The 20,060-nt window shown below is 55.7% G+C and carries 19 protein-coding genes; 9 read left to right on the top strand and 10 right to left on the bottom strand.

The genetic code is table 11. From position 1 onward, the window contains the following. Positions 1 to 74: 74 nt before the first annotated feature. Both IEX75_RS08770 and IEX75_RS08765 read right to left on the bottom strand, forming a co-directional pair. Entirely contained in the window at positions 75 to 989 is a 915-nt protein-coding gene (locus tag IEX75_RS08770) for a transporter (RefSeq protein ID WP_229720703.1), read from the bottom strand. A 360-nt stretch (positions 990 to 1,349) separates the two neighbouring features. Further along, positions 1,350 to 1,724, bottom strand: a complete 375-nt coding sequence (locus IEX75_RS08765; protein WP_268236465.1) for a DUF2946 domain-containing protein — start codon at positions 1,722 to 1,724, stop codon at positions 1,350 to 1,352. Between the two features lie 453 nt (positions 1,725 to 2,177). Between IEX75_RS08765 and IEX75_RS08760 the strand changes: the two genes are divergently transcribed. From IEX75_RS08760 to IEX75_RS08750, 3 genes are all read left to right on the top strand, one after another. Beyond that, positions 2,178 to 2,831, top strand: coding sequence for a helix-turn-helix domain-containing protein (locus IEX75_RS08760; RefSeq protein WP_188793831.1), 654 nt, complete (start codon positions 2,178 to 2,180; stop codon positions 2,829 to 2,831). A gap of 10 nt (positions 2,832 to 2,841) precedes the next feature. Next, positions 2,842 to 4,029 (top strand): zinc-ribbon domain-containing protein, encoded by a 1,188-nt coding sequence (locus IEX75_RS08755; RefSeq protein WP_188793830.1) that lies wholly within the window; start codon positions 2,842 to 2,844, stop codon positions 4,027 to 4,029. Positions 4,030 to 4,395: 366 nt separating this feature from the next. Continuing rightward, positions 4,396 to 5,448 carry a hypothetical protein gene (locus IEX75_RS08750; protein ID WP_188793829.1) on the top strand — a complete coding sequence of 351 codons (1,053 nt, stop codon included), beginning with the start codon at positions 4,396 to 4,398 and terminating at the stop codon, positions 5,446 to 5,448. Positions 5,449 to 5,571: 123 nt separating this feature from the next. Here the strand turns inward: IEX75_RS08750 and IEX75_RS08745 are convergent, their stop codons facing one another. Further along, positions 5,572 to 6,141: a TetR/AcrR family transcriptional regulator gene (locus IEX75_RS08745; RefSeq protein ID WP_188793828.1), complete on the bottom strand. Its 570-nt coding sequence runs from the start codon at positions 6,139 to 6,141 to the stop codon at positions 5,572 to 5,574. A 130-nt stretch (positions 6,142 to 6,271) separates the two neighbouring features. On the opposite strand from IEX75_RS08745, the gene IEX75_RS08740 reads away from it, so the two are divergent. Then, entirely contained in the window at positions 6,272 to 7,015 is a 744-nt protein-coding gene (locus tag IEX75_RS08740; RefSeq protein WP_229720702.1) for a hypothetical protein, read from the top strand. Between the two features lie 161 nt (positions 7,016 to 7,176). On the opposite strand, the gene IEX75_RS08735 is transcribed toward IEX75_RS08740, so the two are convergent. Next, positions 7,177 to 7,977 carry an AraC family transcriptional regulator gene (locus IEX75_RS08735; protein ID WP_188793827.1) on the bottom strand — a complete coding sequence of 267 codons (801 nt, stop codon included), beginning with the start codon at positions 7,975 to 7,977 and terminating at the stop codon, positions 7,177 to 7,179. Between the two features lie 146 nt (positions 7,978 to 8,123). Here IEX75_RS08735 and IEX75_RS08730 point away from each other — a divergent pair, with 146 nt between their 5' ends. From IEX75_RS08730 to IEX75_RS08720, 3 genes are all read left to right on the top strand, one after another. Continuing rightward, positions 8,124 to 9,194, top strand: coding sequence for a twin-arginine translocation signal domain-containing protein (locus IEX75_RS08730; RefSeq protein ID WP_188793826.1), 1,071 nt, complete (start codon positions 8,124 to 8,126; stop codon positions 9,192 to 9,194). A 309-nt stretch (positions 9,195 to 9,503) separates the two neighbouring features. After that, entirely contained in the window at positions 9,504 to 9,860 is a 357-nt protein-coding gene (locus IEX75_RS08725; RefSeq protein WP_188793825.1) for a DUF1428 domain-containing protein, read from the top strand. Positions 9,861 to 10,375: 515 nt separating this feature from the next. Beyond that, a complete protein-coding gene (locus tag IEX75_RS08720) occupies positions 10,376 to 10,660 on the top strand; it encodes a hypothetical protein (RefSeq protein WP_188793824.1) in 285 nt (94 codons plus the stop codon). Between the two features lie 21 nt (positions 10,661 to 10,681). On the opposite strand, the gene IEX75_RS08715 is transcribed toward IEX75_RS08720, so the two are convergent. From IEX75_RS08715 to IEX75_RS08705, 3 genes are all read right to left on the bottom strand, one after another. Then, the gene (locus tag IEX75_RS08715; RefSeq protein WP_188793823.1) at positions 10,682 to 10,951 is read right to left on the bottom strand and encodes a hypothetical protein; all 270 of its coding nucleotides are present in this window, start codon (positions 10,949 to 10,951) and stop codon (positions 10,682 to 10,684) included. Positions 10,952 to 10,976: 25 nt separating this feature from the next. Further along, positions 10,977 to 11,717 (bottom strand): hypothetical protein, encoded by a 741-nt coding sequence (locus IEX75_RS08710; protein WP_188793822.1) that lies wholly within the window; start codon positions 11,715 to 11,717, stop codon positions 10,977 to 10,979. Positions 11,718 to 11,787: 70 nt separating this feature from the next. Further along, a complete protein-coding gene (locus IEX75_RS08705; protein WP_188793821.1) occupies positions 11,788 to 12,897 on the bottom strand; it encodes a ComEC/Rec2 family competence protein in 1,110 nt (369 codons plus the stop codon). A gap of 677 nt (positions 12,898 to 13,574) precedes the next feature. Between IEX75_RS08705 and IEX75_RS08700 the strand changes: the two genes are divergently transcribed. Next, a complete protein-coding gene (locus IEX75_RS08700; RefSeq protein WP_188793820.1) occupies positions 13,575 to 14,300 on the top strand; it encodes a DUF4365 domain-containing protein in 726 nt (241 codons plus the stop codon). A gap of 151 nt (positions 14,301 to 14,451) precedes the next feature. Here the strand turns inward: IEX75_RS08700 and IEX75_RS08695 are convergent, their stop codons facing one another. Together IEX75_RS08695 and IEX75_RS08690 are read right to left on the bottom strand one after the other, a co-directional pair. Further along, positions 14,452 to 15,528, bottom strand: a complete 1,077-nt coding sequence (locus IEX75_RS08695; protein ID WP_188793819.1) for a hypothetical protein — start codon at positions 15,526 to 15,528, stop codon at positions 14,452 to 14,454. Between the two features lie 391 nt (positions 15,529 to 15,919). Next, complete coding sequence (locus IEX75_RS08690; RefSeq protein WP_229720700.1) at positions 15,920 to 16,540, bottom strand: MrcB family domain-containing protein; 621 nt, start codon at positions 16,538 to 16,540, stop codon at positions 15,920 to 15,922. 660 nt (positions 16,541 to 17,200) lie between these two features. Between IEX75_RS08690 and IEX75_RS08685 the strand changes: the two genes are divergently transcribed. Then, the gene (locus tag IEX75_RS08685) at positions 17,201 to 17,572 is read left to right on the top strand and encodes a SnoaL-like domain-containing protein (protein ID WP_188793818.1); all 372 of its coding nucleotides are present in this window, start codon (positions 17,201 to 17,203) and stop codon (positions 17,570 to 17,572) included. Between the two features lie 589 nt (positions 17,573 to 18,161). Here IEX75_RS08685 and rpoD read toward each other — a convergent pair. Continuing rightward, on the bottom strand, positions 18,162 to 20,027 hold the full coding sequence (gene rpoD, locus IEX75_RS08680) for an RNA polymerase sigma factor RpoD (protein WP_188793817.1): 1,866 nt from the start codon (positions 20,025 to 20,027) through the stop codon (positions 18,162 to 18,164). Between the last annotated feature and the right edge of the window lie 33 nt (positions 20,028 to 20,060).

Genomic DNA, 20,060 nt, shown 5'->3' with positions numbered 1-20,060 from the left:
TCCAGTTCCAAAATGTTTTCCGAAGCGTTGCCGCATGGGCGCGGCAACGCCTTGTCGAAGGCCATCCTCGCCATTCAAAGCTTCATGCTGATGCCCACGGTTCCCGTCCACCCGGGGAAAAGCTGATATCCCTGCAGATGGCTATAAATCGGCACCTGCACAAAGGCGTACACCTGAAGATTCTTGCTCAGGCTGCCACTGATGCCGGGACTGAGATACGCGACCGTGCCTTCCGTATCCGGGTGATCGGATAGAAATCCTTGATCGGCCATCTTGTGCAGCCAGTTGATTTGCAATTGCGGTACCCAGTTGGCATGCGCTTCGTAACGCAGGCCAACGCTGATCGTAGTGGTGTTACCGGGACGAAAATCCGCGCCGGGGTGATCCAGGTTTTCTTTGACAGCGGCTTGAAACTGGCCATTCACGAACGCATCGAAATTTTGGCTCACCGGCTGGAAGTAGTAGCCGCCGATGATCAGATCCGTACTGCCGGTGCCGGCTTGCAGACTGGTGTCGAGCGATTGCCCCAGATTGGGGCCGGATTTGAACGTCACCGGATGACTGACCAGATTGCCGTCGATGTCCTGGCCACCGTAGTTGCCGGTAGGCAGCTTGACGCCGAATTGCACACCCAGATTGTGCGTAGGCAAAAACCCCTGATAACTGGCGATGATCTTGCCGTCACCAAGGCCCGATACGTGCGCATCGCTGATCTGATTGGGCGCGGTTTCGCTGGATGTATACGGAGCCAACTGCGTGCCGTAGGTAGAGTGATCGCGAATCACGTAGGGCAGCAGAAACGTAAGGCCCCAGTCGGCATTGAAGCGGTAGGTGGCCGAGACATTGATGTAACGGTTGATCGTGCCTCGCTCGATTTCTCCACCGCCGAGCGACGGATCGGATGGCTGATTGACGACTTGTTCGGGGCTGGCCTTGCCGCTGTTGTGCCGTAGTTGATTCTGGTCGATGAAGGTGTAGTCGACATTCACGCGCCATCCTGACGCGGTCGAATAACCCGTGGCGGCATCTGTGCTGAGGGTGCAGCCGCACGTAGCGCAAGCATGTGCAGCCCCGGGAAGTACACCCAACGCCAAAAGACTGGCGACGGCTGCGAGTGGTTTGGCGAGCGAATATCGAGAGAACGTGTGAAGGTTTGTAGAGGACATGAGAAAGCATTCCATGCGTGACAGCGCCCGCGATGGCGTGCACACGAAGTGATCGATGACGGATCTTCACCAAGCAACAACACCAAGGCACTGTTGCGCCTTGGTCGCGTCATGCTCAATGCGGATCATTCCATGGCGGCAGACACGCATGGCAACGTGCCAAACGTTCCGCCTGATCGTCGGTCAAACCGTGCGCGGCGGCCCGCGTGGACGCGCGCTCAGCCACAGCGTGGTGGGTTCGCTTCGGAGCGTCGTCGTCTGTGGCGATAAAGCCGGAAGAAGTGCGGCTATCGGAACAACAGGTACATCGAATGCGGCGACCGGCGTATGCGAGAGCAGCGTGCAATAACCGCAATGCGCGGTGGGATCGTCCGGATCTTCAGGGCTGCACGGAGCATGGTGATGATGCGCGCCATGCATCATGCCCATATGGCAACCCATGTCCATGCCGGCATGGTTGGGCATCGAACGCGACACCAGCGGCATCACAACGACAAGTAGCATGGCGGCAATGCCGAGCCATGCTACAAATCGACGATGTGCGGTGCGCCTGAACACGCAAAGATCCCTGATTCACCTAAGCCTGGAGCAGGCTCAGCGTATTGTGTCACAGCGGCTGATGGACCTCACGTGGCAAAGGGCCACATTTTTTTCAAGAAGAGGAGTTAAGAAAAAAGCCGGTATCGAATGCCTGCTTCATATCGCCAAATCCAGTCTTTATGGTCGCTGGTGGCGTCTGATTTCGGATGGATGAGCGCCTCCAGCGAGATCATGGATCTGGCCTAACTATCCTTCTATCGAGGTTGGTCTTCTAGGACCTGCGTAGCAAGGGGCATCAGGTGGTGGCGGCGAAGTAGAAGCGAGTTTATCGAAGTTGGCGACGATCCCTAGCGCCATGTTTGTCCATTACGCTGGACAAAGCTGACCTCTTCTGTCCATTTAAAAGCACAAGCCATCCAGACAGGACGGTATATCGTATTTAAAGTATGTCCCACACATCAGGGGGACATCATGAAGGCTTCCAATCGCCTGCAGGAACCGTTAGTCGCTAAGGAAGCGACCGACCTGCCATTTACCCAAGTACGTGACAGCTTCGGCGAATCCCTTCGCCGCGCTATGCATGTAGCTGGCACCAGCGAGGATGGGCAGGCTCAGCCTATTTCTCAGCATGATCTCGCTGCACGTTCAGGCGTGGGTCGCTCCAGCATTGCCAAATATCTGGCGGGCAGTCGAGGGCAGGGCGATCTCGCGAACCCGGATCTTCGTTCGCTTTGCCGATTGGGAGAGGCGCTCAATGTGCCGCCGGCCTTTCTGGTGATGCGCCCCGAGGATTGGCAACGCCTGGTCATGGCCGCGCTCTATATGGCGGGTGCGATTAATGACCCAGAGATCAAGGCTGCAACACGCTCCATCATCTCTGGTAAGCACGGCCCCGATGAGCGTGCCGACGTAGCCATGAAAGTTGCCAAGCGGTTGGGCGTCGACCCGTCTGTGGCCGATTGCGATGCGTCCGATCCATTGGCTCGCGAGGTCCAGTCTATCCATGAACGCTGGCGCTTGGGATTGATGACCACCTGCGCACTCCCACCGTTGGCACGTCTGGATCCCAATTATCACGCCGCATTGTTGTGCCTTTGCGCCACTTTCGGTGCCACTTCCCACTAAGGAACCAATCATGAGCTTCGATTACGTCCTCAAGCACGCAGATGTGGAAGACCTCGATGTCCTCACCGACTACATCACCGATAAAGGCGAAGGTCGTATCTCGCTGGATAGCGACGTTTGCAAGCGCCTTGTTGCTTGCAAGGTCGCTGGCCGCTACGAATTGGCTGACCGTGAACTTATTGGTGCTGAGGTCCGCGCGTTTGGTGGCAATAGCCTGGTGAATCTGTTCCGTGGCCGCGGAGTCGACTACAAAACGCTAGTTCATGACGTTGCCACTCATCTGAAAGTCAACTTCTCTAAGAGCGCGTCCGCCGAAGACGTAGAAATGTTGGTCCTTCAAAAGATCTTCGCGGAATCAGTAGCCAAAATGTCTCCGGCCGAACGGGAACAAGTGTTCAAGGAACTGGGAATCGGCGAAGCTTCTGGCGCAAGCCCCGCCGCGGTAGCCGCAGCCATTACGGCGGCTCGCATGGGCGGATTCGCGACCTATAAGATGGCCGTGATTGTCGCCAATGGCATCGCCAAGGCACTATTGGGACGCGCCATTCCGTTCGTCTACTACAGCACCCTTACGAAAGTCATCAACATCGCCATCGGTCCGGTTGGTTGGGTAATCACCGGCTTGTGGACGGTGGCCGACCTCGCAAGTCCCGCATACCGTGTGACTGTTCCCTGCGTTATCCAGATGGCTTACATGCGCAGGAAAGCTGAAGCAAAAGCCCATACCGTGTTCTGCCCAAGCTGCAGCGCGGCCAACGACAAGGGCACCAAATTCTGCTCGTCCTGTGGTTCGGCCATCGCTACCGACGCCATCTCATCCGAGGCGCTGGCTACACGTGCCAAAAACCTTCTCACACTCGCCCAGAGCGTGGAGGATGGCTCGATTTCGCCGAGAGCTGAAGAAGGCAAGGCCGTTCCCAAAAGGGGCAAGTCTGAGAGCAAGAATTTCGTACGCAAATCGTCAGTGAAAAAGACGCCTTCCAAAAAAACGCCAGCACGGAAAACCAAGGCAAAGAAAGTTGCCGTCAGGAAGGATTCCGTCAAGAAAGCTGTGGCCAAGCGGGCAACGGTCAAGAAATCTACGACGAAGAAAGCTATCGGTAAGACAACCGCAATCAAGAAGCCGACTACGAAAGTCTCGAAGAAACCGGCTGCTGCTGGCCGTAAGCCGGCCAGCAAGAAAGCTGTCAAGCGTTAGATTCATTGCATTGTGAAGGTGGTGTAGCCAGGACTGCGTGGCTACACCACCACATCAACATGAAGAGGTTGATATGGAAGGTACTGTTTGCAAAATCATTGGCGCTGTGATCATTGGTAGCTTCGCTTTATACGGGCTCGTAAGCTACGTGGGTAAGTACCATTGCCGCGCTTGCAGATGTAAGTAACAGATTGTAAAGGTATGGTTTTCTTGTTAGAGATGCGCCTGCCCTCGGCTCTAAGATAACCGCGCCTTCGGAGAAGGGACACCAGCGCCCTTTAAGATCCATATAACCTCCGTGAATACGCTCGAACATTCGATGCCCTTCGGAGGCTTGTTCACCTAAACTAGCAGGCATGCTTTTCAATGGCTCGGGACGATTTTAGTTTAAGCACAAAAAAAGTTCTCGCCCAACGCGCTGGACATCGGTGCTCTTTTCCGGAGTGCGGAGCTATCACTGCAGGTCCGAGCAAAGAAAGTAAAACGGCGACAGCAAACACCGGAGAGGCCGCACACATCTCTGCTGCCTCCAGTGGGAAGGGATCTCGACGCTATGATCCTAGCTTGACTCCAGCTCAGAGAGCTTCAATCGACAACGGCATTTGGTGCTGCAGCACCCATGCCAAATTGATCGACAAAGACGAAGTTACATACACTGTTAAAATGCTCAAACAATGGCGAGTACTGGCGGAAAAGCGGGCACAACTTCGCCAAGCGTATGGTGACAATGCGATCAAGAATCATGGCGAATTGCTGTCTACCGGATTAGCCGAAGACTCAGTTGCCTTGGAACACACACCAGATATCAACGAAAAAATTGGAATTGCCGTTAAGAATTCTTGGATATCCGATATCTGCGGAGAAGAAGTCGCTCGCACGCTTCGAGATTTCGTAATTGAGTACGCTAGAAATGCCTTTATGCACGGCGCCGCCACAACCTTGCGCGTTGATTTCAATCAGGACTCCATTACCGTCGAAGATGACGGTGGCGAATTTCAAGTAGTATCACTTCTAAGCGAAGACTCTTGTGGCGGTGGGATGGCATTTCGTGCATTACTAGCTACAAAGCAGCTTGGGTACGCTAGCTCTCGTCGTACTGGCGACAAAAAAAATCATTTGCACATCCCATTTGTAACGAACCCTTTGGATCTACCGAAAGCTAATCCATGCGCGATATCTTTGAGTCGTCAAGATGCAATTTTTGGGCATGTGAACTTCAGCAATTTGCTTCATTGCGATCGTATTTTTATCGTCGCACAAGGGCCCGTTTCCTACAGCGATATCCCACATTTTGCGGGTATTGCCAGAAACCTCCAGAAGGGGAACCCGAAGGCAATACTGATTCTCCCTGATGTCTCACGCGGTGTGATCGCACGGTTTAGAGAAATTTATCCGTCCATAACCATCGACACTTGGTGATGCATGTGCACCTTGCGGCCATGTCGGCCAAACTATGTCGGATCGCGTGCGCTTTGAACCATAGATTGACCGGCCTTGAATCATCGTTTGGCCAAAACTGCAAAGCATGACGAGCTGGTGCGGCTACTTCGCTAAGAGCCGCTTGAACGCCAAGTCCACGATATCGGCGAACGTAGTCGGTGTTGCATAGGCGCGAGCGACTAACATCGCGCCATAGACCATCGCCATGAAGGCCTCGGCTTCTTGCCGGACCGAATGGCGCAATTGAAAGACGCCGAGTTGCGAGCCCGTGCTCAAGACGGCCTCAAGCCAGTTTGTCAGCGAGCGAAAATGCGCGCGCACGGCATCGGCCAAGTCGCTGGGTAGTGTCGGCATCTCAGCCGCAAGCATACCCGCGACACAAAAAGGCGCCGACGCGTCAGCGATGCATTTTTCCCAATAACGGGTGTAGGTGAGAAGTTGTTGCTGGGGATTGACGCCAGCCTCAGCGAGTGCTCGTGCATGTTGCTCGATTTGCGCTCGTGACTCGTCCACGACGGCCCGAGCCAGGTCGGCCTTGGCGGGAAAGTGGTGGTGAATGCTCGCCTTGCGCACCTGGACCTGGTCGGCGACGTCGGCGTAGCTGAATCCGTTGTAGCCCCGCGTCTGGATGAGGTAACGAGCCGAATCGATGAGCTTCTGTTGTGTCGTCATAGGGCCATCCTATCACTAGGTAGGTATACCGAAGACGGCCAGCGAATCCAGTTAGGGCCTCAAATTCCGAGTTGACGTCGTGTCTACCTACTAGTAGGCTGGCAACCGTTATTGACTAGGAGCGCTCTTCATGACTTGGTTACAGCAGTTCTATTTTCTTCGGGCCGGCGTAGCCGTCGCATGGATTTCGCTGGTCGTGATCACGGCGCCCGCGTCATTGCCGCTCGCAGGCGCCTTGCTTGTGCTCTATCCGGCGTGGGACGCCTACGCGAACTGGCTGGACGCACAGAAAAGCGGCGGCCTTGCGTTCAACAAAGGCCAAACATTCAACATGATCGTCAGTGCAGTGACCGCGATTTGCATGGGCATTGCAGTGGGTCTGCACGGCAATGCGGGTGGCGTTCTGGTGTTTGGTAGCTGGGCGCTACTTGCGGGTATCTTTCAGCTGGCCGTGGGCATCTCGCGCCGGAAACTCGGTGGTCAGGCTTTCATGATGATCAGCGGCGCGCAGTCGGCGCTCGCGGGTATCGCCTTTATTTACCGCTCCTTCCATGTCGCGCCCGGCCTCGTTCAGCTGACTGGCTATGCCGGGTTTGGCGCCTTTTACTTCTTGGCGGCAGCTTTGTGGCTGACCTTCAAAAAAAACGCGCGGCACACGCCATGTCGTGACGTTCCTCTTTTGAATATGCAGATGCGGGCGCGGAAGATTTTCTGGTTTGTCATTTGGGCTGCCGTACTCAGCGCCCCCGCCATCTGGTTTTTGATTCGGCCACCTGCGCAATTCGGTGCACAGCAAACCAGGAACGACTACCAGCAAACGCGATCATCTCAAGCGGGATCGTCATCAAGCGGGACGATTGTTCCGAATCGTTAGCGAAAAAGTCGTAATCAGCGACATCGAACAGCGCCGATGGTGTCGCAGTCGTTGTAGGCGTACGTTCAAGCGCAGAAGGCGTATGGACCTGTTCTGCATCGAACGTTTCTGCGCGAATCTCGCACCATTACCCCCCAGGCAGCGATGACAATAGAGTTGAATTACGCCGAACGAGAAGACGCCACGGAAGGCTCTATTACCTGCTTCATATAGTGAGTAGGCGTGATACCCAGCACGCGGTGAAACATGCTGCTGAAAGCACTACAACTCGCGTAGCCCGCATCACGAGCCACTGTTTTGATGGCATGTCCCTGGCTTATCTGACTCAGCGCCCTGGCCAGCCGGACATGCTGCCGCCAGTGCACGAATGACATCTGCAATTCGTTTTCGAACAACCGCGCCAAGGTCCGACTGCTTGCACCGGCATGCGCCGCCAGCTGTTCCAGTGTTTCAACGCGTGATGCTCCAACAAGCAAACGCTGACATACGTTTTTGAGTCGAGGATCTGATGGTACAGGTATGTGCAAGGCCTCTTCCTTTGCTCCCTGCAGTTCATGCAACAACAGAGGCGCCAGGATAGTCATGCGCTCCCTGCGCATCGCTGCATGCGCCTGCACCGCCGCCAGGATCAGTTCCCGCAATAGCGTGGACACGGACAATACCTTGCAATGCAAACCGAACAATACGCTGCTAGCGCGATCCAAATACAGCATTCGCACAGCCACATGGCCGTTCATTTGAATCTCGTGTTCCATACCTGGCGGTATCCATAAGGCACGTTGTGGTGGAACGATCCAGATACCTTCGCGCGTGGTCACGTGCATCACGCCCGATTTGGCGTAGATCAACTGACCACGACGATGCCGATGCGTCGGCACGTGCCATCCGCGCGGATAGTCCTTGGCCAGGGCCGTAATTGGCCACGCTTTCCCACGCGTAGGCTGCTGTCTGAAACGCGACACAAGATGGCCACCTTTCGAAAGACGGACGGACTTAGGCTACGTCTGAATCCGCGGCAAAGGCAACAAGCCAGCAGCTTACGGAATGCGGCCGGTGACTTAGCCGGCCGCCACGTCGAATGAGGTAGGTCAACATGTATGCACCCGGCATGACACGACGCGGCTTCCTCAAGGCAGGTGCGGTTTTGACTAGCACGCTAGCCCTCGGCGATTGGCATCTGTTGGCCAAATCAGGTCACCGTTCTGAACGTCCTACCTTGGTTGTGTGGTGGCTAAACGGTGGACCTGCTGGTCTGTTCAACAGTACAGACGCTTTCCTTGCCAACGGCGCATTCGGCGTGACGCGCAACAACGTACGCGGTCTGGGCAATGGACTTTATGTCGATGCCGGCTCGCTGGGCGCACTTCCCGCCGTAGCCCTGAGCCACATGGCATCGGTGCACTTCCGCCATGGTCTTTATTCGCACAACGATTCGCGCGTTGCGGTACTGCAGTCAGGTCCGCGCAGCCAGCTGTTACGCATGGCGGCAGCGATGCCACGCAGTGCGGTTTCTTGCGCCATCGTCAACAACTTGGGCTTGCCGGTGGGTGTCGCGGCAAATCCACCGACTGAACAAGGCATCGGTTTCGAGCGCTTGGAAAGGCTCGACGATGCACGTCGCACACTCTCCATCGCTCAATTTAACGACATCCGTGAAGCCTATGGTGCATTCGGTACCAACCCTGCCATTGATAGTCAGCGAGCAACCTTCGCCGCCGTAGAAGCCCTGGTGCATGAAGGCGCCAGTGTGATTTATGCGCAACCGGCATACACCGGCCGACAAGATCGCCAGTTTGATACCCATCGCGACGACACGGGAAAGGTAGCGCGCGAGATCATGGCGCCCATTACACCGATGCTTGCAACGTTTCTCAGTCGTGTCATGGCCATGCCGGGCCGCAATGTCGTAACGCTGTTGACGGGCGAATTCAGCCGCACGCTACCAGGTGCAGATCACGCCAAAGGCGGTACCGCTACGGTTATCGGCAAATATGTAAAGACTGGTGCTGCCGGACGCCAGCAATCGGATGGATCGCCACCCGCGGATGCTCCTCCACCCGAAGCCCTGTGGGCCTTCGTAGCATCGGCTTTACGCTTGGGCGAAACCACACCGTTTGGGATTAACCCACATCCTGGCATGCTGGCACAGAGTGCCTTTGAAACGGCCGTCGTCGCATGAATGCGGGAGCGAAAGTCGAGCCAAATCAGGTCTAAAAAAGGCCCTTCCGCTACAGAAAGCGGGGAACGTCGCGCACAGTTTGGCCGCTCAAGGCAAACGCAGCTGCAAGGTCGTGATCAAGAATCGGCGGGTAACCGCTTGATAGGGCGCGCAGCTGTGAAGCGAGCCTTCACTTCAAAGAAGAATCCGTTAGCCTCTTTCTTGCGGCGACTGGTCGAAGAGCGGTCCTGTGTCGATCCCGCGCACGCCCGTTCGTCGCATGCATGAAGGCGACCATGTCGGTCGCTCCTTCCCGCTAAGGAAACTGCCATGTCCTACATCGATGGTTTCGTGATCGCCGTACCCAATGCCAACCGCGAGAAATTCATCGGATACGCCCGTACGTTCGACGTCATTTTCATAGAGTTTGGCGCCATCCGAGTGGTGGAGTGCTGGGGTGTCGACGTGCCCGATGGCAAGCTCACCGATTTTCGCCGCGCCGTGCAGGCGAAGGAAGATGAATCCGTGGTGTTCTCCTGGGTGGAATGGCCCGACAAGGCCACCCGCGATGCTGGCATGGAGAAAATTATGAAAGATCCGCGCATGGACGCCGCCACCGACATGCCCTTCGATGGCAAGCGCATGATCTTCGGCGGCTTCGCACCGGTGGTCAGCTTGCCGGACTAAGGAAGGCCTGATTTTGCCCGTAAAGGCAAAACGTCTGCTGGTCAAATTTTGCTTGTGGAATCTCATAGTTTGGTCGTGCCGGTCAAACTATGATTCATCGCGCAAAAAATGCGCTTTAAACCATAGTTTGGCCACGCCTTAAGCCATAGTTTGGCCAGTCCACAGCGTGGCCAGCAGGCTACCTTTCCGGCGGGCTGTTAACGGGGTGTCGAGTCGATAGAGTTACACGAAGTCAATCGGTTGGCCGACGACAGGCCGTTTCACCAAATACAGCCTCATTCCTTCCCGAGTCGCTGGCCGTGTAGAGGTAACGTTTACCTATAAACCTACAGAGCTTTGGGAGCGTGTAATCTAACTATTCGTCCAAGCGGGTGCCTTCAGTGCCGCTCAATTCAGGCGTTAGGGCTCACATGCAAGAATCCCGCTGCGTTAAATGTGGTGCCGAGTTACACGAGCCAAGTGGCGAGCCATCCACTCCGTGTCCGGCATGTGGCAACTTGGGCCGTGTCGTTACGATGCGACTTCACGATAGTTTTGTCGTTCACGACGGAATCCGTGCCAAAGCGTACAAACCTGGCAGTTCAAAGTTCTACATCGATACCCGCAGTGGGGCAAGCTACTATCGCAAAGGCGATCAATGGCATCATCTTATTCGCGTCATTGATCGTGAGAACGACCGCTACGTCGAGACTATTCGTGTGCTTAGCACCGGTGAGCTCATTCGACACGTTGAAGAGCCGCTGTCAGAGCACTTCGGTCATGGTGGCGGCAAAAATCAGGGCCGGGCTAATAAACCCTAGTCGATGTCCTCCAGTAAGATCTTAGATCACTGTTAGGCGTTCTTCCTTGGGAAACTTGCCTTTGAATAGAACAATGTTGTCGCCGTCGACAATGACGCCGTGGGCGTGCATACCCGGACCAAAGTAGGCAACATTCGCCTTTTTACCATCTGGGGTGTCTTCGGCTAGGAAATTGCTGGGTCGCCAGCCAGAGGTGCTGTTATGCCCGCAATCGATCATGGCAATGGCGTTGCTTGGCCCTGCGAGAATCGCACAGGCGCCATGCTCAACATTGAATATGCGTAAGATCATAGGTGCGATCGGAAGCTCCCTATCTTTACTGTTGGCTTTCTGCTTCTTTCTTTGACGTCGTCTTGCGTGGGCTCTCTAAGTCATAGCAGCTCTCCAAGAGACGTTCCGCATATGCGAAACCAGCACGTTTTGCTGCAGCTTCGGTAAACCAAAATAACCAAGCAATCAGCATCATTCCCGACACTCCGAGCGCTAACGCTGCCATCGGGTCGAGCTGAGAGAAGGAGGTCAATGAAGCATAAGGAGGCGATAGCGAGATGATCTTGATTTTAAGCGCAATAATGAGAAGGCAGAGAAATGCCACGGATGCACCGAGCCATCTGACGCCGAAGGCATTGCGGTGAAAGCCAAAAGCAATGTTCTCCTTGAATACCAGCCCGAAACGCTTGGTGTCACCTCGAGTCTGATTAATTAACCACTTTGTTGCGGCCCGATAGAGCTCGTCCGCCGCAGTAGGATCGGCCGCTTCGGCTTGTGGGGTAGGCATTACTTTACCAATCCCACGCTCAGCTACGGCATGAAACCGTTCTTTTGTGTGAGCATCAAAGTGGGTATTCCGATGACGAAGGAGCTGTGTGGTTGGGGCGCCCCCCCATTTATTAAACAAACGATCTTGCTGACGCTTACCCGCATCGCGCGCTACTCTGACCATTGCATAGCCTGCGCCACAATACGTAACTATCGATAGGATGCTGGTTGCAACAATCTTTGCGGTGCCAAAAAGACATACAACCAGCACCGGTATCGGGGCCAGAACAAGCAGCATTGGCACAAGCCTTGCCGGTCGATCGTAGGCATCAAGGAACAGTTTTTCAGAGAGTCAGACATTGCTGGCCTCAATACTCTTCGACGCTAGCCGAGAATTCTAGAGGTGTGGCGGAGGTATATCCTGGCCGCGATGGAAAGCCACCTTTGTGAACTTTGTTTATCCCTTGAGTTGCTATAACTTCTCCGCCGCGGCGCATAAACGCATTGAGGACAATCTTGCGTGGATGCTTTTCGTCATTAACTGGGGCGGACACGTAGGCGCTGAATGAAGAGGAGCTCCCCTTTTTACGAATTGGCCCCAATAGCCGATTCAGTATCGTCGGCCCGACGTTACGACGGCTACCGTGATGTGGAATTTGGACGAAACTGAAAGATTGCAAGGGGAGCTGTTTAGCGTCTGCATAATTAGCAGCCCAGGTAAGAGCACTGATTCCAGCGTCCCCGGTCAACAGTACCCTGCGCTCTTCGCTAAGGTTGGCGTAGAGCACAACGCTGCTCTCATTACTGGCAGAGGTTTGGCCGCCATCTTTGAGGCGCTCTTCGTCCCAAGTCTCGGTGGTCCAGCTACGCACTTTGGCCAACGCTTCTTGGAGAAACGAGGCAATCGCACTCTGCTTTCCAAGCCACAAGTCAGCGTTTTCGAGTAAATCTTGATCGGGGTCTGGCGTTTTGTCGAATTGAGGAAGCAGATGTAGATAAGTGGAACGTCTGGGCGAAAGTACAACAAACGGTCCGATCTGGACGCCCTGAAAGGGTTCTTGGATTGTGCATCCATTTTCTTCCGCCAAATCTACTATTTCAGCGACTATGTCATATTCTTTCTTAATCGCATTCGCTAGTCCTTGTTCGGTCCAGCGCTTATCCTTGAACAAGTGTATGGCGTCCTTCGACAAGATCCATGGAACGTGGAGCCATAAATTGGCGACCGGGATCTCTCGAAGTACCTCGCGCAAGCCTGACGCGTGATCACTATCAGAATGGGTCAACACGACATGTTCCAATTGGACATTGTCGCCGAATTGTTTTTTTAGGTGGGTCACCAACTCTTTGCCCGTATCAGCAGTGCCTCCATCGACCACCATCAGCTTAAAGTCATCGACTTTGCCGTAGCGAATGACAATGGCGTCGCCAGCTCTGCTTGCTTCCCCTACCGCTAGGAATTCGATCTCGCACAACATGGTTATCCCCCGGGCTTTTGGCGCGCGCTCCGGCACTGATTAATCAGTCAGTACCGAAGCCATCTCGATAGCCAAGGGTTTCCGTTTCTTACTGCCCCTACCGACCCAGAAACGCGATTGGCCATATGTTGTGCGTTCTGGGGATCGAATACAGATTATTCAAGGACTGAATATGAGCAAATAATTTCGGCCCCCAAGCAGGGTATATCCCCTGCTCCAGAGGTAATCCTGATAAAAGCGGCTACCAATACCAGCCCAAAGGCACTACTGGCCTACTCGCCTCACAGCTTGGTTCTGTAGCTATGGCGCTGACGTAGCTGGACCCGAGTTGTGAGGCGCGTGGCCAAATTATGTCGGGTCGCGCAGCCGTTACCAGTGAAAACTGTCACTGCGGCTACCAGCGAAAAGTGTCAAAACTGACAGTTATCGCTGGTACCACCAAAAATGCGCGATCTCCCATAGTTTGGCCACGACCATCTCGCATAGTTTGGCCACCGCATTAGCTCGACCTTCTCACTTCCCTGGCCATCGCGAATTATCAAATACGATCCATAAAATGAGCTTCCTTGGCAGCTAGCTAGAATAGCTTTCAGTAAGATAGGCTCCGCAGCCCTGGGGCGAATGCCGTCCTGGGTGCTTTTGAAACGGAAGCACTTAAACAAGGCGTCAGGATAGTTATGTCGAAGCAGTACCCTAAAAGGTCCATCAATGGCGATGCAGGCGAACATTTCGCCTCCTTCAAGTTCACTCGGGTGCTCGGTTGGCCATGCCGACTACAAGATGTCGATATCGGAATTGATGCGGAAATCGAGATTGTCGAAGAAGGCGGCGCCACCGGTAACGTAGTCAAGTTGCAGATAAAGTCGTTCGATCACATTACGGCGACAGGCAAGCACGATGTCTACGTCGATGAGGCCGACATAGCGTACTGGCGGAAGTTTTCCGTTCCGACCATCGTGGTGTGCGTTGATTTGACAAAACAAAAGGTTTACTGGAAGCCAATCCACGCGACCGAATCCTACGCAACCGGCGGCAAGTCCTACAAAATCTCTTTTGATCTAGTGAAAGATGAACTGGTGCTCGCATCAAAGGATGCATTAGCACAGCTTTCCTCGCCCGATCAGTTCAAGGACGTCGTGGAATTTATTGCACAAGCCAAAGCGATACACGATAGAGTGACCGCTTCGGCTGCCTACGCCATTGACGATGAAGATCTGGATAAGATCTACGAGGAAAAGAGGGACTTCGATTCAATTGTTGTGCGAATCGATGAGGTCCGCCGCCATTACCCATGGCGGATAAGTGAATTCTCCGGTCGCGAGCTTGATCGAATGAAAAGCTCGATGTGGAGACACTTGAACGATGCGGAAGTGAGCTATAACAACGGCGTCAATGGTATGTAGGTCCTATGCAATTGTAGAGCGCTAAGCCACCACGAAGTGCGTCGGGCCAGCTATGCAGCATGTTTTGGCAATTGCTCTCTTGTAAGGCTGTCGGCGAAAGTCTGAAAATCATCCGCAGCCGATGCTCCTGACCGGATCGGCGGTAGTGTCTTTAGGTGTTCTGGCTAGCTACCCAATCTTTTAGCCACGGCGTATTGGTTTTGATGGCTGAAAGCTTGTTATCGATGTACCACAGACACCCAAAGCCTCGAGACTTTAGAAGGGACTTCACCTGCTCTCCGGGCTCATCAGGGAGCAGGACTGCAGACGTGAACTCGCCTTTTGGTCGCAATCGGTGACCGTATGCGTACAACTGGCCAATAGCCATGCGGACATGTGCCTCTTCGCTGCAGCTTTTCACTTCGATGAGCAAGTCATCGGGATAGCCATCCTCGTCCTCGCCATATGCAACGACCATGGCATCATAGAGAGCATCCTGGGTGCAACCTTCCTTGCACAGGTAGTTCGTGCCGAACAGCTCCAAAAGACGATTCGTCATCTTGTTGTGCAGGCGCCTTTTGGTATCCGTCCGCTCCGCCGAGATGGCTGTTTGGTCGGCTTCATCTTTCACCTTGAGGTCTTTTCCATCCGTGGGCTTCGGAGTCAGAGGCTGACTCACCTTGACCAAGGTGGCCGCCTGCCCGGAAGTGGCAAGCACGGCGATATCAGCATCTTCATTGAGCGACGAATCCAGTTCCGCCGCGTCTTTCCAGCCATTCGTGCCGATCAGCTCCACCATCGTGTCGAAGCGAATCGCCAGAGAGGCCTTGCTCACTCCGCGCATCCGCAGGAGGTCCTTGATAGGCTTTCGGCCATTGATGACGGGGAAGCGCAAGCGTGGATCCAGCGCGAAGAGAAGCGGCGTCAGCAGTTGCTCAGCATGGATGCTCGGATCTTCTGGGTTGGGCTTGGGAACCCCAGGCATGCGTTCGATGATCTCAACCAGGGCTCGGGCTTGAACGTCGATATTGAGAGTCCGTGCGTCACGCACCAGGCGTTCGATCTTCGCTCGGTGCTGCTTCACCCAGGGTAGCGAACTATTTCTGTACGCGTTGTAGAAGTTTGAAAAGCCGGTGTCTGCGCTGATCCAGGTGCTCTTCACGCCCAAAACCTTGCTTACCGTCTTCGCCGCCTGCTCTGGTGAAGAGGCGTCCACCGCATTGCCGAAGATAGTTTCAAGGGCTGGCAACTTGGTGCTCCAGGCGTGAAATTAATCGAGGACGTCAATCGATCCCAGCATCAAGGTAGCGACCAGCCACGCGAATCACGATCGGCGCTGCCGAAGGTACAAAGCTGCTCCAGGTAGGCCACTTCTCCGCGGGTCTTAGTTCGGAACACCTCTGTACCGTGTCCTCCAGCGAACGGTCCTTATCCATTTGGACGAAGCCGCCGGGAACCGTCCGAACGCTTGCCGCAACAGCCGCGTCAGCCGCCCGCTGGGCGAGCAGCAATCGCAGCACCCTGTGCTCGTAGACCCTCGCGGCGCAGCGGGTGCCGCGGGCCAGCTATTAATTGATCGCCAAACGCTCCCTTGTAACCACAAGCCGCGTCGCTCTCCAGAGATGCTGAAGCAGGTCCGCTCACGCCTTATAGAAGCGATCTCCGAATATCCCGAGAAGCCTTTGATCGCGTTCACCGAATTCGCGAATTCGCTCGGTGTGTCGAAGGGCTTCCTTGGCTACCGGGAGCCTGTTCTCTGCAAGGTGTACAAACAGGAATGACGCGCGTGCACCAAGAGCGATGGCGTCCGAGAATGGTTCGAGCGTTCCCCAGCGTTGTTCAACCACCGATCGTGCCCACGTTGTCTTTGCCTTCAATTGCCCATCAGATATCGGTCGGAGGTCGCCGCCGCTCCAGATCGTACTGCCGCAACCTATGGTGACGAAGAAGGCCGAACCGTTAGCAGAAAAGTGGATGACGATGTAGAACCCCTCACGCGGAGTCGGAGACATCGCCTTTGAATAAAGGCGAACCCACGGCGCTTCGGTCTTTCTGCCGATGCCGTCTGAGCCTTCTACGGCCAGATCATCGAACAGCGGGTCAAACGCTCGGCCAAGATCGCGTAGCCGATCCCGAAGCTCTTGCGCCAGATCGGTACGAATGAGATTGCCGCGTTCCTGCATTTCCGGCGTATTCGAGGATGAATACAGTGGCTGGAGCTCGCAGATTCGGTTGATTGTCGTTTTCAATTGGCGCCCCATGACTTCTTCATCGGGTCGAATGCTAAGCCGTAGGCCGTTTTTTGTTGCGAAAGACGTCGGCAGTGGACGCGACTGGGGCTGTCAGCCTTAGCTCTAGTTGGCCAAACTTTGCTTCAGAGATCTCATAGTTTGGCCAAAGCGGCCAAACTATGGTTTCGCGCGCAAAAAATGCTTGAGAGAGAGTAGGTGGTGGGCCCACCAGGATTCGAACCTGGAACCAAGGGATTCGCGTGGTCCAAAGGTTTCCCTCTGGCGCGGACTATCTCTTCACCCTCCGACGCGGTGTGTTGCGTTGGGTGGGGTGCGGGACGCTCGAGCCTGTTATGAAGGACGCTGAAGTCCTCAGGTAGTCTCTGCACCTTCCGGCGGTGTACCGCCGGCTTGGCTCAGGGTTGCCGCCGATCCGCACTGGCGTCGCTGCGGGTTCCCTGAATTCATCCCGTTCCCGTTCGCGCATTACTGCGCGACGGCACCTTTCGATGAGTCCCCTGCTCTAACCGTTGAGCTATAGGCCCTATCTCGCGCGACATGATATCAGCATGACCGTGGTTGTTGGTGTCGTTGCGCGCCGCAAAAAATGGTCGGGCCATTGTCACCTGTTCGTTTCTTTAACGTTGCCGGGCTTAAATTATTGGCCCCTTTGTTCGCGGAGGTGGAACCATGAGCACTGAAACGGTAGCGAAGCGGTTGGTGTCGCTGTGTCGCGAGGGCAGGTATGAGCAGGCGCAGCAAGAGCTTTATGCCAAGGATGCGATCAGCATCGAGCCGCAGGAGATGGCGAATGGCCCGATGGGAAATGCGAAGGGATTGAAGGCGATTCTGGAGAAGGGGCATCAGTTCCAGGACGCGGTGGAGGCGATTCACAAGAACGAAGTCAGCGATCCGGTGGTGGCGGATGGCTGGTTTAGCGTGGCGATGCATCTGGATGCCACGATGAAAGGACGTGGCAGGACGGATATGCGCGAGATCTGCGTGTATCACGTGAAGGGCGACAAGATTGTGCAGGAGCAGTTTTTTTACGACGTGCATTGAGCCGCTTGGGGGAGGGGCTTGATGCGCCTTCCTGATTGGCGGTTTGCTGGATGGTTGTTTTGGGGCCGGAATTTGGTCGGCGTGGGTTGGTGAAGCGACGTGCTTTTTGTGTTGTGTGCTTCGCACGACGTGTTTGGACTGGATTTCGGCCTTCGCCCACTGCTGTCCGGGAAACTTTTAGCTTGCCGGATCACCCCCTCCCCTACGTGTAGTAGGGGAGGGTTGGGGTGGGGTGAAGCAACCTCGCGAGAGGTTCCGTTGATGTCTCACGCTCATTCCCGCGTAGCCGGAAGCGAGCTTTGCTCGCCTTACCCCACCCCAACCCTCCCCTGCACGCAGGGGAGGTGGCCGTTTCCGGTTCACTCGTCGATATCGCGTTGAGCAAGCTTTTTTTAAGTCGCTTGCTGTGCGAATCATGCAAACGTGTTGTCCCTCAAGTGCTCGTTACTTTTTTCGCAAAATTTCCCGGGACAGCAGTGGGCCTGCGCAGGAATGACGGTGCGGGTCGGCTGAGGATGGCGGCCAGCACAAAGCAAAGAAAAAGCCCCGCGATTGCGGGGCTTTTGGTGTGTTGCTAACGGCGTGCTGCTTAGTCGATGTCGAGGAAAGAACGCAGCTGCTCCGAGCGGCTCGGGTGACGCAGCTTGCGCAGTGCCTTGGCTTCGATCTGGCGGATGCGTTCGCGGGTGACGTCGAACTGCTTGCCGACTTCTTCCAGGGTGTGGTCGGTGTTCATGTCGATGCCGAAGCGCATGCGCAGCACCTTCGCTTCCCGCGGAGTGAGGCCGGCGAGGACGTCGCGCACGGTTTCCACCAGGCCGGTTTCCGTGGCCGAGTCGATCGGCGAGGCTGCGTTGGAGTCCTCGATGAAGTCGCCCAGATGCGAATCTTCGTCATCGCCGATGGGGGTTTCCATCGAGATCGGTTCCTTCGCGATCTTCAGCACCTTGCGGATCTTGTCCTCCGGCATCTCCATTTCCTTGGACAGCTCTTCCGGCGTGGGCTCACGGCCGAACTGCTGCAGCATCTGGCGCGAGATGCGGTTGAGCTTGTTGATCGTTTCGATCATGTGCACCGGAATGCGGATGGTGCGCGCCTGGTCGGCGATCGAACGGGTGATGGCCTGGCGAATCCACCACGTGGCGTAGGTGGAGAACTTGTAGCCGCGGCGGTATTCGAACTTGTCCACCGCCTTCATCAGGCCGATGTTGCCTTCCTGGATGAGGTCGAGGAACTGGAGGCCGCGGTTGGTGTACTTCTTGGCGATGGAGATCACCAGACGCAGGTTGGCCTCCACCATTTCCTTCTTGGCGCGGCGAGCCTTGGCTTCGCCCACCGACATGCTGCGATTGATTTCCTTGATGTCGGTCAGCGGCAGGAACAGCTTCTTTTCGATGTCCAGCAGCTTCTGTTGCTCGGCATCGATCTGTTCGCGATGGCTCTTGATGTTCGGCGACCACTTCTGGCGCTTGCGGCCGAGCTCTTCCGCCCACGCGAGGTTGCCCTCGTTGCTGGGGAAGGCTTTCAGGAATTCGCCCTTGGGCATCTTCACGTGCTTGACGAAGATGTCCATCAGCACGCGCTCGTGATGGCGGATGTGGCCGACCACTTCACGCAGGCGGCGCACGAAGCTGTCGATCAGCGCGGACGGGAGCTTGAGCTTCAAGAACTCCTCGGCCATCTGGTCGCGCAGCTTGGTCACCTTCTTGTCGTTGATGTCGGTGGCTTTGGAGGCAGCTTTCTGGAACTTGCCGTAGTGGTCGCGCAGCAGTTCCATGCGGCGCTTCACTTCTTCCGGGTCGGGACCGCTCGGGCCGGTTTCTTCGTCTTCACCGTCGCCGGCGGCTGCTTCATCCTCATCCTCGTCCACCTCGGCATCGCTGTCGGCGGCGGCGAGTTCGGCTTCGGCCAGGGCGGCGTCGGCAGCCTGCTCCAGGTCGGCGAAGCCGGCCAGGATTTCGCTGAGGCGGCGCTTGCCGTCCAGGTGCTGGTCGTATTCCTCCAGCAGCAGCTCGATGGTCAGCGGGAAGCTGGCCAGGGCGGTCTGCACCTGGGTGAGGCCTTCTTCGATGCGCTTGGCGATGGCGATTTCGCCTTCGCGGGTGAGCAGTTCGACCGTACCCATTTCGCGCATGTACATGCGCACGGGGTCGGTGGTGCGGCCGACTTCGGAGTCAACGGCGGAGAGCAGCGCTACGGCTTCTTCGGCGGCGGTTTCGTCGTCGGTGGCGACGCCCGGCGCGTTGTCGGCGAGCGGGTCGGCGTCGGGGGCGGCATCGTGCACGTCAATGCCGACGCCTTTGAGCACCGCCATGATGTCTTCGATCTGCTCCGGATCGACAATGTCGTCAGGAAGGTGATCGTTGATTTCGGCGTAAGTCAGATAGCCCTGCTCCAGACCTTTGGAGATGAGGGCTTTGATTTCCGACTGTTGCTCGTGGGCTTTGTTGTTCATACCGTCCGCCGCGGGATAGGAACCAATCAGTAT

The sequence above is a fragment of the Dyella nitratireducens genome, assembly GCF_014642835.1.
GTDB lineage: Bacteria > Pseudomonadota > Gammaproteobacteria > Xanthomonadales > Rhodanobacteraceae > Dyella_B > Dyella_B nitratireducens.
Note: the sequence above shows the minus strand (reverse complement) of the source record. Positions and strands in the feature narration are given on the sequence as shown.

Coding starts and splice junctions, on each gene's coding strand:
- IEX75_RS08760 (WP_188793831.1), top strand. CDS start 2,178: ATGAAGGCTTCCAATCGCCTGCAGGAACCGTTAGTCGCTAAGGAAGCG.
- IEX75_RS08755 (WP_188793830.1), top strand. CDS start 2,842: ATGAGCTTCGATTACGTCCTCAAGCACGCAGATGTGGAAGACCTCGAT.
- IEX75_RS08740 (WP_229720702.1), top strand. CDS start 6,272: ATGACTTGGTTACAGCAGTTCTATTTTCTTCGGGCCGGCGTAGCCGTC.
- IEX75_RS08685 (WP_188793818.1), top strand. CDS start 17,201: ATGAGCACTGAAACGGTAGCGAAGCGGTTGGTGTCGCTGTGTCGCGAG.
- IEX75_RS08730 (WP_188793826.1), top strand. CDS start 8,124: ATGACACGACGCGGCTTCCTCAAGGCAGGTGCGGTTTTGACTAGCACG.
- IEX75_RS08720 (WP_188793824.1), top strand. CDS start 10,376: ATGCGACTTCACGATAGTTTTGTCGTTCACGACGGAATCCGTGCCAAA.
- IEX75_RS08715 (WP_188793823.1), bottom strand. CDS start 10,951: ATGATCTTACGCATATTCAATGTTGAGCATGGCGCCTGTGCGATTCTC.
- IEX75_RS08705 (WP_188793821.1), bottom strand. CDS start 12,897: ATGTTGTGCGAGATCGAATTCCTAGCGGTAGGGGAAGCAAGCAGAGCT.
- IEX75_RS08710 (WP_188793822.1), bottom strand. CDS start 11,717: ATGCTGCTTGTTCTGGCCCCGATACCGGTGCTGGTTGTATGTCTTTTT.
- rpoD (WP_188793817.1), bottom strand. CDS start 20,027: ATGAACAACAAAGCCCACGAGCAACAGTCGGAAATCAAAGCCCTCATC.
- IEX75_RS08700 (WP_188793820.1), top strand. CDS start 13,575: ATGTCGAAGCAGTACCCTAAAAGGTCCATCAATGGCGATGCAGGCGAA.
- IEX75_RS08750 (WP_188793829.1), top strand. CDS start 4,396: ATGGCTCGGGACGATTTTAGTTTAAGCACAAAAAAAGTTCTCGCCCAA.
- IEX75_RS08725 (WP_188793825.1), top strand. CDS start 9,504: ATGTCCTACATCGATGGTTTCGTGATCGCCGTACCCAATGCCAACCGC.
- IEX75_RS08690 (WP_229720700.1), bottom strand. CDS start 16,540: ATGGGGCGCCAATTGAAAACGACAATCAACCGAATCTGCGAGCTCCAG.
- IEX75_RS08745 (WP_188793828.1), bottom strand. CDS start 6,141: ATGACGACACAACAGAAGCTCATCGATTCGGCTCGTTACCTCATCCAG.